Below are 14570 nucleotides of genomic sequence, written 5' to 3'. Positions count from 1 at the left end.
CACCACCCATGGGCATCGTCGGTGTCGGGATAGACCTCGTCTCCATTCCTGATTTCGCCGAGCAGGTCGACCAGCCGGGAACGGTGTTCTCGGAGACCTTCACTCCCGGCGAGCGGCGCGACGCTTCGGACAAGAGTTCGTCGGCCGCGCGGCACTTGGCCGCTCGGTGGGCGGCCAAGGAGGCTGTGATCAAGGCCTGGTCGGGGTCGCGGTTCGCCCAGCGGCCCGTGTTGCCCGAAGACATCCACCGCGATATCGAGGTGGTCACCGACATGTGGGGCCGCCCGCGGGTCCGCCTGAGCGGTGAGATCGCCAAGCATCTGGCCGACGTGACCATCCACGTGTCGCTGACCCACGAGGCCGACACCGCCGCCGCGGTCGCCATCCTCGAGGCGCCCTAGTCCCTTCGCGAGCAGACGCAAACTTGCATCGAACCGGTCTGGTTTGTAGAAGTTTGCGTCTGCTCGCAGGCGCTACTACCTTGGGGAGTACTACTTAACGTAGTAATACGTGCGATGGCCGGCTCGCAACGGCGCGGGTTCGGTTGTGAGGGGATGATCGCCGTGAGCCTCAACTTGGTGGATACCGCCGCTCGACAGGCCCGCGAAATCGACACGCGCTATCACCCGTCGGCCGCGCTTCGGCGTCAGCTGAACAAGGTGTTTCCGACGCACTGGTCGTTTCTGCTCGGCGAGATCGCGCTGTACAGCTTCATCGTCCTGCTGATCACCGGTGTCTACCTGACGCTGTTCTTCGATCCGTCGATGGCCGAGGTCACCTACAACGGCGTCTACCAACCGCTGCGCGGGGTTGAGATGTCGCGCGCATACGAGTCGGCACTCGACATTTCGTTCGAGGTGCGAGGTGGCTTGTTGGTACGCCAAATTCACCACTGGGCGGCGCTGATGTTCGCCGCGGCGATCATGGTGCACCTGGCGCGCGTCTTTTTCACCGGTGCGTTTCGTCGTCCGCGTGAAGCCAACTGGGTCATCGGTTCACTGCTGTTGATTCTGGCCATGTTCGAGGGTTACTTCGGTTACTCGTTGCCCGATGACCTGCTGTCGGGTATCGGTCTGCGGGCGGCGTTGTCGTCAATCACTTTGGGATTTCCGGTAATTGGAACTTGGTTGCACTGGGCGCTGTTCGGTGGCGACTTCCCGGGCACGGCGTTGATCCCGCGGCTTTACGCGCTGCATGTCCTGCTGCTGCCCGGGATCATGCTGGTGCTCATCGGGTTGCACCTGGCTTTGGTGTGGTTCCAGAAGCACACCCACTTTCCCGGACCCGGCCGAACCGAGCACAACGTCGTCGGTGTGCGGGTCATGCCGGTGTTCGCGATCAAGTCCGGCGCCTTCTTCGCCGGCATCGTCGGCATCTTGGGCCTGATGGGCGGGCTGCTGCAGATCAATCCGATTTGGAATCTGGGACCCTACCGGCCGTCACACGTGGCCGCGGGCACCCAGCCGGACTTTTACATGATGTGGCCGGAAGGGTTGATGCGGCTATGGCCGGCTTGGGAGCTCTACATCGGACATCACACGGTCCCGGCGGTGGTTGCGGTCGCCTTGATCATGGGACTGGTCTTCGTCCTGCTGACGATCTATCCGTTCTTGGAGAGACGGTTCACCGGTGACCGGGCCCACCACAATCTGCTGCAGCGACCGCGGGACGTGCCGGTGCGCACTTCCATTGGGGCCATGGCGATTTCGTTCTACCTGGTGCTAACACTGGCGGCGATGAACGACGTCATCGCGCTGCAGTTCCAAGTCTCGCTGAACGCGACGACGTGGATCGGCCGCATCGGCATGGTGGTGTTGCCGCCGCTGGTCTACTGGATCACATATCGGTGGTGCATCGCCCTGCAGCGCAGCGACCGAGCGGTGCTCGAGCATGGGGTGGAGACCGGCATCATCAAGCGCCTCCCGCAGGGGGCCTACCTCGAGATGCACCAGCCCCTAGGTGGGGTGGACGAACGGGGACGCCCGATCCCGCTCGAGTACCAAGGGGCGCCGGTGCCCAAGCGCATGAACAAGCTCGGCATTGGCGGGAAGCCCGGTTCGGGCCTGCTCCACGCTGATCCGGCCCACGAGGACGCCACGCTGACCGAGGCCAGGCATGCCGCCGAGCGCCGCAGCCTCACCGCGCTGCGCTAGCCGCGCAGGCCCGCGAGCAGACGCAAACTCGTATCCAAATGCCTTATTTGGTAAGAGTTTACGTCTGCTCGCGAGGTGAAGAGCTCGCGAGGCTGCGGGCGTAGCCGGCGCCCATGCTCAGCAACACCAGACCCACGACGATGAACGCCGCCACCCGGAAGATGCCGTCCAACGTGGCCAGATCGAACAGGAACAGCTTGGCGGTAGCTGCCCCGGTGAGCACCAACCCGGCGGTGATCGGCGCCGTGCGGCGCTCCCCGGCGGCCAGTCGCAGCGCGTAGACGAACAACCCGGCTGCCATCCCGATCCAGCAGATGGTGGCGGCCATGTGGCCGGCCAGGAAGCCACCGTTGGCTCCGCCGGTCAGAACACCGGCGGTGACGGTGAACGCGGTGACGGCGTAGATGACGAGACTTCCCCCGGCCACGCCCAAAATCCACGCGAGATCGGAATTGCGTTGTGTGCGGTCGACACCCAGCCACGCGCGTGCCAGCACGACCACAAACGCCACGACGAGCACGCTGGCGGCCAGCGTGGACACCGCGATCGAAGTCGGCCGCGCGGTGGCCCGAATCAGCACGAAAAGGGGTGCATAGCTGTAGAACATGGCGGCGCCGATGATGCCGAATCCCGCTGCTATCCAGCGTGCTACGGCATCGTGGCGGCCCGCGATCGCCACGATGATGGCCATCGCCAGCAACACCGGACCCTCGAGGTAGCCGGCGAACGCGGCCGTGACGGCCACCAGGGCGGCGATGGCCGCCCACGCCGACCAGATCTGGGTGACGATCCGAGGCCGGTGACCCACCAGGACGATCGCCAACATGACGGCGGACAGGACGGCGGCCAACAGCGCGGCCTGCATTCGATCAACCGCGATTCCCGCCGCCAGCACCGGCATGGTCCCGATCGCCGTCAGCACCGCCAGCGCGCCCGCGTTCTTGCTGGCGGGCAACAGGATCAAGCCGCTCGCGATGGCGAGGATGGCGGCCACCCCGCAGGCTGCGCCGATCAGCCACGGATGGTCATGCCGACTCATGGCAACCAGTGCAGCGAGCAGCGGAACGGTGGTCGCCGCGACGCGTGCCGCGTGCATCCAGCTCCAGTCCTTGCCCAGTTGCACCGGCAGAGCGGCGGCGGACAGCGCCAGCATGAAACCGACGAGGAGCAGGTCCACCCCGCGGGTGATGACGGGCGCCAAGACGATCAGCGGTAGAAGCACCAGCAGCCCCAGATGCTCGGAGTCCCAACGACGGGCCAGGGCCAGGCCAGCGCCGCCCACCACGGCCGCGAGTAGGAGTCCGACCGGCGCCGGCGCCCACTTGTAGATGGTGGTGATCGCGATGACGTCGAGATAGGCCGCGGCGATGCCGGTAGAGGCCAATGCGATCGCCCCGATCCGGCCACCCGGCCGGCGGCGAAGGCGCGTGGCAACACCCACCAGGGCGCCAGCCAGTGCGATGCCGCCGGCCACGCGGAGCTCAGGACGAAGCAGCCCGGCCTCGGCGGCCAGGACGAGCAGCAACACCACGCCGACCAACGTCACAGCGACCCCGGCGACCGCCAACAACTTGCCGATCCAGCTGGATTCACTGTCGGCCGGTTTACGAGCCGGGGGAGTGGGTGGCGACGGCGGCGGGACGAACCGAGGTGGGGACATTGCGGGCGGGGGCGCGCCTGGTCCCGGTGGTGCCGCCGGAGCGGGTGTCCAATAGTGCTGATACCGCTGCCAGTACGGGGCCATCGGTGGGGCCACCGGAGCAGGTGGGGCCACCGGAGGCGGCGCCGGCGGGGGCTGGGGCGCCTGCTGAGGGGCCCCAGCGGCACCGGACATCACCCGGTCGAGTTCTTTGAGTTCACCCGAGACTCGCGACATCTGTCGGGACAAGGCCTCGAATTCCGCGGACAGCCGACTGATGACAGCATGGTGCGATTCGGTCATGGTGTTCAACCCTGCCGCCGGGCGTGCCGGAAGGGATGAGTAGGACTACCCGGATTCCGGATCTTCGTCGAGTCCGTGCTCGATCGCGTAACGGGTCAACTCCACCCGGTTGGCGACGTGCAGCTTGCGGAACGTGGCTTGGATGTGGTTTTCGACGGTTCGGTGACTCAGCGATAGTTTCGCGCCGATCTGCTTGGCGGACAATCCTTTTGCGACGTAGCGCAGCACCTCGGTTTCGCGTTCGGTCAGCGTGGGCCGGCTGGGCCCCGAATCGGGGTTTTGCGCGATGCGCCGATACTCGCCCAACACCAGCCCGGCCAGGGAGGGGGTGAACACGGCCCGCCCCGCGGCTGTCGCACGCACCGCGTCGGCCAGTTCGGCCTTCGACGCGCTCTTGACCAGGTACCCCGTCGCGCCGGCCTTGACTGCTTCCAGGACGTCCTCGCGTTCGTCCGACGCCGACAGCACCAGCACCCGAGACGACGGTGAGACCTCGAGCAGCTCGGTCGTCGCCCGGACGCCGTCACCGTCGGGAAGCCGCATGTCCATCAACACCACGTCGGGTTTCACCACCGCCGCGCGACGCCGGGCGGCGGCCACACCGTCGGCGGTCGCGACCACATTGAATCCCTCGTCGGCGAGGTCGCGGGCCACCGCGTCGCGCCAGATCGGATGGTCATCGACCACCATCACGGTGAAGTCGGTCTCGGTCACTGCGATGCCCCCTTTCGGACGTCGGCGCGGGGCACGCGCAGCTCCCACTCGGTGCCTTCACCTACTTCGGTCTGCAGTTCGGCGGTGCCGCCCAACGATTGCAGCCGTCCGACGATCGACTTCGAGATGCCCAGACGTCCCTGACTGGCCGCCTCCTCTAGCCGGCCGGCGGGGATTCCGACTCCGTCGTCGCGAACGCTCACCGCCACCGAGTCGCCCAGATCCTCCAGGAACACGAACGCATGGGCGTCGGGGCCCGCGTGGGCTCGCACATTGTCCAGGGCGTTGCCCACCGCAGCGTCGAGTTCGACCGCCACCGCGTGGGGCAGCGGCACCGTGGTTCCGGGCAGGCTCATGGTCACCCGCTCTGATTCGCGGCGGCGCAGCAGTTCGCGAATGTCGACCGTCGTCCGGTCCCCGTCCTGGTCAATTTCGGTGGAGGTCAACCAGCTTCGCAGGGTTCGTTCCTGTTCGCGGGCGAGCTTCGCCAGTTCGGCTGTATCGCCCCCGATTTCGCTGCCGCGTCGGGCGACCAGCGCCAGCACCTGCATGACGCCGTCGTGGACCTGCCGGGACAGCCGCTCCCGCTCTTCCAGCGCGGCCGACAGCTGAGCCGCACGCTGCAACTCCTCGTGAGCGTGCACCGCGGTTCGGGCGGCCATGCCGACCGCCAGACCCACCGCGAGTTCCACGATGACCGTGGCGTTGCGGCCCAGGTTGACGCTGACATAGCCCTTGACGGCCTCGTGGGTTGCCGTCACCGCCAGACCGGTCAGCATGCCGCCGGCCGGGCCGAACTGAAGGGCCGCCGAAATCGTGGCGTTGGTGGCCCACAATGTGGTCGGCCAGGTCTGGTTGTTCACCGACCACTGGTCGGCGGCGACCACCTCGGTGGAGAGCATGAGCAGGACGACGACCACGAGCTCGGCGATCACCCATGCCGGTCTGCGGCCAAACCCCCGCAGGTAGGCGACCGCGCACGCGCCGCTCCAGCCGATCAGCACCGCGAACAGCAGCCAGCCCAGCGCCGGACGGTTCAGGTCCGAGTTGATCGCAATCTGGAAGCCCGCCGCGTATAGGCAGCTCAGCAGCCGAAACAGCTGCGCCGCCCGCCAGAGCGGCGCGGTCGGGTCGGGACCGCGGGTCGCCATCGGCTCAGCTTAGCTAGCCTCGGCACTATGACTGATCTGGTTGAGCGGGTACGCGAGGTGCTGCCGTCGGTGCGGCGCGATCTTGAGGACTTGGTGCGGATCGAGTCGGTGTGGGCAGATCCCGGCCGGCGGGATCAGGTGCACCGCAGCGCACAGGCGGTGGCTGAGCTGTTGTCGCAGGCCGGGTTTGACCAGGTGCGGCTGGTCAGCGAGGGAGGGGCGCCGGCGGTTATCGCGCACTATCCGGCGCCGCCCGGTGCGCCGACGGTGCTGTTATACGCCCACCATGACGTGCAACCCGAGGGTGACCGTGGGCAGTGGTCGTCGCCGCCATTCGAGCCGACGGAACGGGATGGGCGCCTTTACGGGCGGGGCACCGCCGATGACAAGGCGGGCATCGCAACGCATTTGGCGGCCTTCCGGGCACACGGAAGCCGACCGCCGGTCGGTGTGACGGTATTTGTCGAGGGTGAAGAGGAATCGGGCTCACCAACATTGGGACGGCTGCTCGACACGCATCGAGACGCGCTGGCCGCCGACGTGATCGTGATTGCCGACTCGGACAATTGGAGCACCGAGGTCCCGGCACTGACGGTGTCGTTGCGCGGATTGGCCGATTGCGTGGTGGAGGTCGCCACGCTCGACCACGGGCTGCACTCCGGTTTGTGGGGTGGGGTGGTTCCGGACGCGCTGAGCGTGCTGGTGCGGCTGCTGGCCAGCCTGCACGACGACGACGGCAATGTCGCCGTGGCAGGCTTGCACGAAAGCACCGCGGCCCCGGTCGATTACCCGCCGGACCGGGTGCGCGCGGAGTCGGGTCTGCTGGATGGCGTGGCGGAGATCGGTTCCGGTTCGGTGCCGCAACGGATGTGGGCGAAGCCCGCCGTTACGGTGATCGGAATCGACACCACACCCGTTGCGGCAGCGTCGAATACGCTGGTTCCGCGGGCACGTGCGAAGGTCAGCCTGCGGGTGGCACCCGGCGGTGACGCGGTCGCGCATCTGGACGCGTTGGAAGCTCATCTGCGCCAGCATGCGCCGTGGGGAGCGCAGGTCACCGTTACCCGCGGGGACATCGGGCAGCCGTACGTGATCGACGCGACCGGTCCGGTCTATGACGCCGCCCGCGAGGCGTTTCGGCAGGCTTGGGGTGTCCAACCGATCGACATGGGGATGGGCGGGTCGATTCCGTTCATCGCCGAGTTCGCCGCCGCGTTCCCGCAAGCGAAGATCCTCGTCACCGGCGTGGAGGACCCGGGAACTCAGGCGCACAGCATCAACGAGAGCCTGCACCTCGGTGTGTTGGAACGTGCTGCCACCACGGAGGCGTTGCTGTTGGCCAAGCTCGCGAAAATTTCGACTCAGGCGGCCGCGGCCAGTGAGCGCGCGTAGTTCACGGCTTGGTGGACATGCATCAATGACTGCGGACTGGTCGCCGGGATCAGGGTCGAGTGGTAAAAACCGTTGCCTTGAACGGTGACCTGTGTGTAGCCCACCAACTTGCGGTCCTTCATCAGCAGAAACAGCAAGCCCAGCAGGCAAAACCAAACGAAGATGATGGCCAGGACGATGCCGGCGGTGGAGATGCTTTCCTCGTAGCGCGACATGTCCGTCACGGTCCATACCGAGCCGCGGATTGGGTGGGGACCGGATGGCGTCATAACCCAATGCTGCGACACGGAGATGTCGCCGATGGTCGTCAGCCACGGCTCCGGCTGGTCCGTCTGATAATTGAACACTTCGCCCACGGGCCGATTAAAGCACGCTTGTCTAGTGGCCCCGCGGTCGCTGCGAAACGGTGTTGTTGGGTCCGGTCTTCATGATCGTGGGCGATCCCGAGTAGTACCCCACCACATTGCTATCTCCGAAAACGCTTATGGCTTCGGCGCTTTCGACGACGACACGATTCTCGCTGCCGAAGACCTCCAGCCTGCGGCAGTGGCCGGTGACGGCGTAGGTGTTCTTGTCTCCGTCCAGTTTCAGGTATCCGTCGTTGCAGTCGATGGTGTTCCGTGCACCGCTGTTGATCATGATGAGGTGTCCGTCGACCTTGGTTGTGTCGGCGTGCTGCCACAAGGACATCGCGATCGCCAACCCGACTGTCGTCAACGCCAAGAACAGCCGGCCGGAAGACGTGTACGCAAGCTGTCTAAGGCCGTGGTGCCGCTGTGGCTCAGTCCGTCGCGGCCGGTGGCCGCCGTGTTCTAGGTGGCGAATGCGCTGCTCAGGGTATTTGGGTTTCATCGCTCAGGTCCCTTTCGCGACTCCCATGTTGAGAGTGCGTCGTCAGTGTGACGCGGCGGGCTTGCGAGATTCTTGCGCTACTTCCACGGGACCAAAAGCGACCGTGCGCCGTATCGCCAGCGCCAGTTACTGCGGGGCTGCGGTGATGACGGTGTACAGATGGGTGATGAGATCGTCGTTGATAAGGGCGACGTCGAAGCCGGCCACGATCACCGTGTCGGTACCGGGGGCGAAGACCTGCCAGGCGAGGTGGCCGAATCCGGTTGTTTGATAAACGGGTCCGGCTTTGACGACGGACAGCCCGGCCATCTGCCCGTCTTGCAGTGCCTGCGCCTTCGCATTGAGGGCCTCGTGGCCGATGGAGACACCTTCGTCATCGGTCCACCGGACGTCAGGCGCGTAGGTGTCGCGAATCGCAACCGCGCGCTTGTCGAAGTCGGGCTCGTTGAAGACACGCAGGAGGTTGCCTTCCATGAGCCGCTCGATCGTGTCCGACATCAGCACTCCTTCGACGGTCTGTGGACGCCGGAAGGTTGGACGACTCGACCGTTGGTTAATGTCTTACACCAGTACGGACCGGGACACCTGCCGAGATTGAACACCATTCCGGGTTGCCTTGCCGGCGTGCCGATCCCGACGGAATGTCGGTTAAGCGGTCGCCGCTTGACCGGCGACGACCAACTCAAGGCCGCTGAGTAGGCCGGGACGGGCCGCACACACGGCCGGTATCGCATTGACCACCCTGGCCGCGGTCGCAGCGGAACCGGGCAGCTTGTCGCCGTAAAGGGCGAAGTCGACTTCGACCCGAGGGTCGCCCTCGATCGAGATTCGAGTAAGGCGTCGGACGCTGCTGCCCTCCGGGATTGTGGGTGGCCAATCTTCGACGGGATCGTCGGGCATCGACCAGATAGAGGAGAATTGCAACCTCGGACGCCCGTTGACGATTCCGGTGAAAGTCATTCGCACACTGGCGATGGTGCCCGCGCGGATTACTCCCGCATCGAATTGGTAGTCGCGGGCAGCCGTCGCGATGTCTCGGTGTTCCTCGACTTCGTCAATGCGCTGACCCATGCCTTCGGCGAGGAGTCTTAGCGGCGTAGCGAATACGGTGGCCATCGACCCGCGAGGGTATGTTGCGGCATCTTCCTCGGGCGTTCGGCCGAAACCCAGCATCGCGAAGAACCCCGGTACGCTATAAGCCCCACATGGAATACGCTCTGCGACAGTAACTTTCGAGGGAAATCCGCTCGTGCTAGCGGCATGCACTCCGAGCAAGTCGGTGGCGAATCCGAGCGCGATTCCGGTCGCGAAGATTGAGGATTGTCCGCGTTCGCATGCGGCAGAAAGCTTTTCCCGCGAGCCAGCGTCAAGCGACGGCGGGTGGAACAGTGGATGGTAGGACGGAGTGACCACATTCTTGCCACTAGCCGCGATCGCGCAGAGTTGGTCGACGATCTCGCCTGGTTCACGTCCCGAAACTGCGGCGAAGTAGGTGACGCAGTCCGCATCCAGGGCCAAGAATTCGTCGAAATTCTCGGTAGCCACGATGCCGGTGGTTGGACAGTCCACGAGAGCTCCGGAGTCGCGGCCGGCTTTGCCTGGCGTGTTGACCAAATGCCCCACCAAATTTAGGGTCGGCGACCGCAACACATGGCGGAGTGCGATCGTTCCGGTGTAACCCGTGCCTACATGCGCCACTCGGTACGTGTCAGCCATGGCATCAACCTCCAGCTGCGGTCGTACGATTCAACCCCGCAGCCAGCCCATATGTCGACACATGGCTGTTTCCGATGCGGGCGGATGGTCACAGGTCTAGGCCGATAGCCCGCAGCCCGCAAGCTGCCAACTAGACCGACAAATCGCGGCGCAATTTCGCGACGTGCCCCGTAGCCTTGACGTTGTACTGCGCCACGGCGATCTTGCCCTTCTCGTCGACGACGAAGGTGGACCGAATCACGCCGGTGACCTTTTTGCCGTACATCAGCTTCTCGCCGTAGGCGCCGTAGGCCGTCAGCACCTTGCGTTCGGGGTCGGACAGCAGCGGGAAGTTCAAGCCCTGGGCGTCGCGGAACTTGGCCAGCTTCTCCGGCTTGTCCGGGGAGATGCCGATGACGTCGAGGCCCGCCTCGTTGAGTTCGGCAAGGTTGTCCCGGAAATCGCAGGCTTGCTTGGTGCATCCGGGTGTCGACGCGGCGGGGTAGAAGTACACGACGACGCGGCGTCCCTTGTAGTCGGAGAGCGACACCTTGTTGCCGTCGGCGTCGGGCAGGGTGAACGCAGGCGCTTTGTCGCCGGGTGCGAGGCGAGTGGTCTCGGTCAAGTTGGCCCCCTTCTGTTCACCGGAGCGTCAGGACCTGCACCGGCTGAACTAGGGTAGTGCGGGCACGATCATCAGCTGATAGTGGGGCACTGGGAGGACAGACACGTGGCGGACCGCGATCCCGAGACCATCAAGCGGGAGATCGACCAAGCCCGCGACCAGCTGGCCGCGACCGTCGACGCCCTTGCCGAGCGCGCCAACCCGCAGCGCCTCGCCGACGACGTCAAGGCCAAGGTGATTGCCTTTCTCAACAAGCCGATCGTGACGGTGTCCCTGGTCGGCGTCGGAAGCGTGGCGGTGATCGTCGTCATCCACAAAATCAGGAACCGCTGACGCACCACCTCGCCCGCTGTTCCGGCGCCGCCGCGTCGTTCAGTGGCGTGTCACGAAGTAGCCCGAGATGGCGGCCTTCAGTCTCCTAGACGGCGACAACGCCGAGAGCGAGCGCATGGCTTTGGTGCCTAGCCCGGGCATTGCCATGACCCGACCCGCCCGCATCGCCTCGTAACCGGCCTGCGCCACCGGCGCGGCGTCCAACATGAACCGGTCCAATCGTGACCAGTCCCCGACACCGGCGGTTTGGGCGAACTCGGTGCGCGTCGGCCCCGCGGCGAGATGCGTGCAGGTGACGCCCGTGCCGCGCAGGTCGTCGGCCACTGCCTCGGAGAAGCTGCGGACGTAGGCCTTGCTCGCGGCGTAGCCCGCTTCCAGCCCATGGGGGATGACGTAGGCGGCGACCGAGCTGACGTTGAGGATGGCTCCGCGACCCGCCTTCACCATCCGGGCGGCATACAGCGTCGTCAGGTCGGTCAGTGTGACGACGTTGAGCTGGACCATCTTTGATACGGCAACGGGGTCGCACTCGTGAATCTTCAGGCCGAGGATCCCCACGCCGGCGTTGTTGACCAGGTATTCGACGTCGACACCGAGTTCGTCGACGCGGCGGACCAGCTCGGGGCCGGCGCCCGGCTGGGACAGGTCCATGCTGACGGTGTCGACGCGAATGCCGTGGCGCGAGCGCAGTTCGTCAGCCACTGCGGTCAGCTGTGCGGTGCTGCGTTCGCTGGAAACCACAACCAGGTCGATCCCGTCGGCGGCGAAAAGACTCGCCAGTTCGCGTCCGAGCCCGGTCGACGCGCCGGTGATGAGAGCGGTGGCCATGGGTCAGACCCGATCGACGGGGGTGGTGCTGGTGACGTGGATCGGAATGTCGTCGGCCCACGGCTGGGCGGTCGCCATGGCCGCGACGTCGACATAGCCGCGTTCGAACTCACCGGTCGCGGCGTCCACGAGGCGGTACTGCTGGGTCTGTTTATGGATGGGCTGCGCGTCGAGAATGATCACCCGCACGTCGCCGGGCTGGAAATGGCATCGTTCCTGAAGCGCCTCGATGAGGCATTCGTTGTGCATGTGCCCGTCGCCGAAGTTCCAGCCGAGCACCATCGAACACAGCACCTCGCCCTCGCACAGGTTGTAGTCGCCCTCGTCGTACCCCGCCAACGCGCGATGCACCAGCGTGAACAGCGCGCGCCCATGGGTGTTCATCGCGCGGAACGCCATCGCCAAGTGCAGCGGAACCAGGGTTTCCTCTTTGGAGCCGTAAAGGCGCTCGAGCTGCAGGTGTTGCATCGGGCCCAGTGCGCGCGAACCGGTTCGGAACGTGTCGTCACACGACGGTTTGACGCACCAGATTGTGGTGTCCCAGTTCCCGGCGTAGTAGCGCATGCCGGGCAGGAAGGAAACCTTATGCGGGTAAAGGTTTCCGATCACCACGATGCCCGCGAGAACCAGGAACAGGACGGCCACCGGTGCCGGGTTGGTGACGTCCGAGAGGCCGATTGCCGCGTGCCCCGCGAAGAGCCAGAGGACCCCGAAGATCATGAAGACGTTCCACTCGAGCGGCACACCCATCGGGAAGGCCAGCAGGATGTTCAAGTGGAAGACGACCATGACGAACGCGGCGATCGCCGTCGGCCAACCGCCATGCGAGAAGAACAGCACCAACGGGACCAGGCCCTCCACCGCCGTCGAGAAGTGGGCGATGAAACCCGCGAGTGCGCTGGGCCGTAGGTCATCGGGATAGCGCACGAACATCGACCGCTTGAGGATGCCCGACGGGATGAACGGGTTGTTCGCCAGCATCGTCGAGATCACGAACGGGAAGTGCTTGTTGAGCTTCGATACGGCGGCGCCCAGCCAGATGACCAGGAAGACCACTTTGGCGCCGAGGATGATGTCCGCCCCGGAGAACAGGAACACCAGCGCCAACGGCGCGTACACCTCGCCGCGGGCGGCCAGGAAGATCACCTTGTCGCGCAAACTCAGCGCCGCCAGGACCGCCAGGATCGCGACGGTATGCCAGCGCGGCAGGACACCAATTGTCGTGCCCAAGACGGGAATTGGCCCACTTCCGTCGGAAACCAGTGCGACGACGAGCAGCGCCAGCAAGGCCCCGTACAGCAGCGCGTCAAACGGGGTCCGGTTGTGTCCCCTGGTCAACGGCACCCGGTTGGGCCAGGGCGGCAGCCTGATGGTGCCGGGCCGCAGCCAGTACAGGATCGATCCCATCGGCGGGAAATAGCGGCCGGCCAACGGCCCGAAGCAGCAACCCAGGCCGACGACTTCGAACAGCATGGTGAAGAGCACGGCCTTCTGGAAGACGATCGGCTCGCTCCACCATTCGCCGACCCTGGTAAACCCGTCGATGCCTTTGGTGGCCAGGGCGAAGGCCATGCCGCCGAGGACATAGAGCACGATCTTGACGCCGTACATCACGTGCATGACCAGGGGCGTACCGAAACCGCTTTCGGCAATGTGGCGGGCCATCGGCACGATCCGCTCGGCGCGCGGGAGCTTGGTCCATTCGACGTCGACGATGGGCAGGTTTGGCTTGAGGAACCCCACTGCTGCTCCTTCGGACAGGGATGTGTGTCAAGAAAAACTACTCGTAACGAGTGGTTCAAGACGAGCACAATGGTCGATTCCGATCAACGGGATCGAATTTCTCTAGGCGACCCACCGGCCGGGCCGGACCTGGCAGCGGCAGGCGCACCCACGCTTGCTTCCGCGTCGGTGGTGGAGCCGGTGCAGCCAGGAATTGACTTGCGACGTCTGGAATCTCACCGAACATGCGGCACTCGGCCGCCCGGCCGGGGATACGTCCGAGTCGCCCGGCCGTCATTAGCGGACGCTGCCGCGAGCAAAAGGACGTGCGGGCGACGGGGACGGGTGCTCGTGGACAGATGCGGCGTCGCGATGGCAGCGTCGCAGCCGTGTCATGCCGGTGGGGGACCGCGGCGCATACCCGGGAGAGGAACTTTCGAAGTTGGGAACCGGCACTGTCCGAATAGTCGCTGGCCACAAGCGCTTTGACGCCGACAGCCAGGCATTGAGCGATATCGACCTAACCATCGAGGACGGCGAATTTCTGGCGATCCTAGGGCGCAGCGGCAGTGGCAAGTCCACGCTGCTGCGGGTGATCGCGGGCCTGGAGAAACTCACGTCGGGAACCATTGAGTGGGCCGAATGGGCCGGCGACAACGGCGCGGCGCGGCCACACACCGGAGTCGTGTTCCAGCAGGCGCTGCTGTACCCGTGGTTGACCGCCGGTGACAACGTCTTGCTCGCAGGACGGTTTGCCGCGCAACGCGAATCATTCCGCCGCGAGTACGCCGAAGAGCTGCTGCAACGTTTCGACCTGCAACGGGTCGCCGACCGCTACCCCGACCAACTGTCGGGCGGCCAGGCGCAACGGGTCGCAATTATTCGTGCGGTGGCAACCCGGCCTCGGCTGTTGCTGCTCGACGAACCGTTCAGCGCCCTGGATCCGGCGATCCGTGCCGACTTGCAGGCGTGGCTGGCCAACCTAGCCGCCGAGTTGGGCATCACGGTGGTTTTGGTCACCCACGACGTCGATGAAGCCTTGCTGCTGGCCAGTCGCGTGGTCTTGCTCGGCCCCGACGGCAGAATCCGACGCGAATGGCGCCCCGGCAACCAGGAGCTCAGGCAGGAGATTCTGGACCACTATCGCCTGGTCGAGCAGTGAC

The 14570-nt window shown here is 65.5% G+C and carries 15 protein-coding genes; 5 read left to right on the top strand and 10 right to left on the bottom strand.

Features of this window, described 5'->3' with window-relative positions; translation table 11 throughout:
- Nucleotides 1–8 precede the first annotated feature (8 nt).
- Both acpS and qcrB read left to right on the top strand, forming a co-directional pair.
- Nucleotides 9–401: a holo-ACP synthase AcpS gene (gene acpS, locus G6N68_RS19340; RefSeq protein ID WP_069417306.1), complete on the top strand. Its 393-nt coding sequence runs from the start codon at nucleotides 9–11 to the stop codon at nucleotides 399–401.
- Nucleotides 402–554: 153 nt separating this feature from the next.
- On the top strand, nucleotides 555–2153 hold the full coding sequence (qcrB, locus tag G6N68_RS19335) for a cytochrome bc1 complex cytochrome b subunit (RefSeq protein WP_163718815.1): 1599 nt from the start codon (nucleotides 555–557) through the stop codon (nucleotides 2151–2153).
- Between the two features lie 58 nt (nucleotides 2154–2211).
- Here the strand turns inward: qcrB and G6N68_RS19330 are convergent, their stop codons facing one another.
- Genes G6N68_RS19330 through macS form a run of 3 tightly spaced genes read right to left on the bottom strand, consistent with a single transcriptional unit; the run spans nucleotide 2212 to nucleotide 5960 of the window.
- Entirely contained in the window at nucleotides 2212–4095 is a 1884-nt protein-coding gene (locus tag G6N68_RS19330; RefSeq protein WP_163715697.1) for a DUF2339 domain-containing protein, read from the bottom strand.
- A 45-nt stretch (nucleotides 4096–4140) separates the two neighbouring features.
- Entirely contained in the window at nucleotides 4141–4785 is a 645-nt protein-coding gene (locus G6N68_RS19325) for a response regulator (protein ID WP_163718814.1), read from the bottom strand.
- A 20-nt stretch (nucleotides 4786–4805) separates the two neighbouring features.
- A complete protein-coding gene (gene macS, locus G6N68_RS19320) occupies nucleotides 4806–5960 on the bottom strand; it encodes a MacS family sensor histidine kinase (protein WP_163715694.1) in 1155 nt (384 codons plus the stop codon).
- A 27-nt stretch (nucleotides 5961–5987) separates the two neighbouring features.
- On the opposite strand from macS, the gene G6N68_RS19315 reads away from it, so the two are divergent.
- Entirely contained in the window at nucleotides 5988–7352 is a 1365-nt protein-coding gene (locus G6N68_RS19315) for a dipeptidase (protein ID WP_163715691.1), read from the top strand.
- Here the strand turns inward: G6N68_RS19315 and G6N68_RS30985 are convergent.
- The 5 genes from G6N68_RS30985 to bcp all read right to left on the bottom strand — a co-directional run bounded on the left by G6N68_RS30985 (nucleotide 7322) and on the right by bcp (nucleotide 10524).
- Nucleotides 7322–7708 (bottom strand): hypothetical protein, encoded by a 387-nt coding sequence (locus G6N68_RS30985; protein WP_163715688.1) that lies wholly within the window; start codon nucleotides 7706–7708, stop codon nucleotides 7322–7324. The genes G6N68_RS19315 and G6N68_RS30985 overlap by 31 nt on opposite strands.
- Nucleotides 7709–7730: 22 nt before the next feature.
- Nucleotides 7731–8204 (bottom strand): DUF3060 domain-containing protein, encoded by a 474-nt coding sequence (locus G6N68_RS19305; protein WP_205351391.1) that lies wholly within the window; start codon nucleotides 8202–8204, stop codon nucleotides 7731–7733.
- Nucleotides 8205–8330: 126 nt separating this feature from the next.
- Nucleotides 8331–8702 carry a nuclear transport factor 2 family protein gene (locus G6N68_RS19300; RefSeq protein ID WP_163715682.1) on the bottom strand — a complete coding sequence of 124 codons (372 nt, stop codon included), beginning with the start codon at nucleotides 8700–8702 and terminating at the stop codon, nucleotides 8331–8333.
- Between the two features lie 150 nt (nucleotides 8703–8852).
- Entirely contained in the window at nucleotides 8853–9920 is a 1068-nt protein-coding gene (locus G6N68_RS19295) for an NAD(P)H-dependent amine dehydrogenase family protein (RefSeq protein WP_163715680.1), read from the bottom strand.
- Between the two features lie 130 nt (nucleotides 9921–10050).
- The gene (gene bcp, locus G6N68_RS19290) at nucleotides 10051–10524 is read right to left on the bottom strand and encodes a thioredoxin-dependent thiol peroxidase (RefSeq protein WP_163715677.1); all 474 of its coding nucleotides are present in this window, start codon (nucleotides 10522–10524) and stop codon (nucleotides 10051–10053) included.
- 105 nt (nucleotides 10525–10629) lie between these two features.
- Here bcp and G6N68_RS19285 point away from each other — a divergent pair, with 105 nt between their 5' ends.
- The gene (locus tag G6N68_RS19285) at nucleotides 10630–10857 is read left to right on the top strand and encodes a DUF3618 domain-containing protein (protein ID WP_163715674.1); all 228 of its coding nucleotides are present in this window, start codon (nucleotides 10630–10632) and stop codon (nucleotides 10855–10857) included.
- 39 nt (nucleotides 10858–10896) lie between these two features.
- On the opposite strand, the gene G6N68_RS19280 is transcribed toward G6N68_RS19285, so the two are convergent.
- Both G6N68_RS19280 and G6N68_RS19275 read right to left on the bottom strand, forming a co-directional pair.
- Entirely contained in the window at nucleotides 10897–11685 is a 789-nt protein-coding gene (locus tag G6N68_RS19280) for an SDR family NAD(P)-dependent oxidoreductase (protein ID WP_163715671.1), read from the bottom strand.
- Between the two features lie 3 nt (nucleotides 11686–11688).
- Complete coding sequence (locus tag G6N68_RS19275; RefSeq protein WP_163715668.1) at nucleotides 11689–13428, bottom strand: DUF3556 domain-containing protein; 1740 nt, start codon at nucleotides 13426–13428, stop codon at nucleotides 11689–11691.
- Between the two features lie 421 nt (nucleotides 13429–13849).
- Between G6N68_RS19275 and G6N68_RS19270 the strand changes: the two genes are divergently transcribed.
- Nucleotides 13850–14569, top strand: coding sequence for an ABC transporter ATP-binding protein (locus tag G6N68_RS19270; RefSeq protein ID WP_240355803.1), 720 nt, complete (start codon nucleotides 13850–13852; stop codon nucleotides 14567–14569).
- Nucleotide 14570 lies beyond the last annotated feature (1 nt).

The sequence above is a fragment of the Mycobacterium bourgelatii genome (genome assembly GCF_010723575.1).
In the GTDB taxonomy this organism is placed as follows: domain Bacteria; phylum Actinomycetota; class Actinomycetes; order Mycobacteriales; family Mycobacteriaceae; genus Mycobacterium; species Mycobacterium bourgelatii.
The sequence above is the reverse complement of the archived record's forward strand: the minus strand, read 5'-3'. Positions and strand labels throughout refer to the sequence as shown.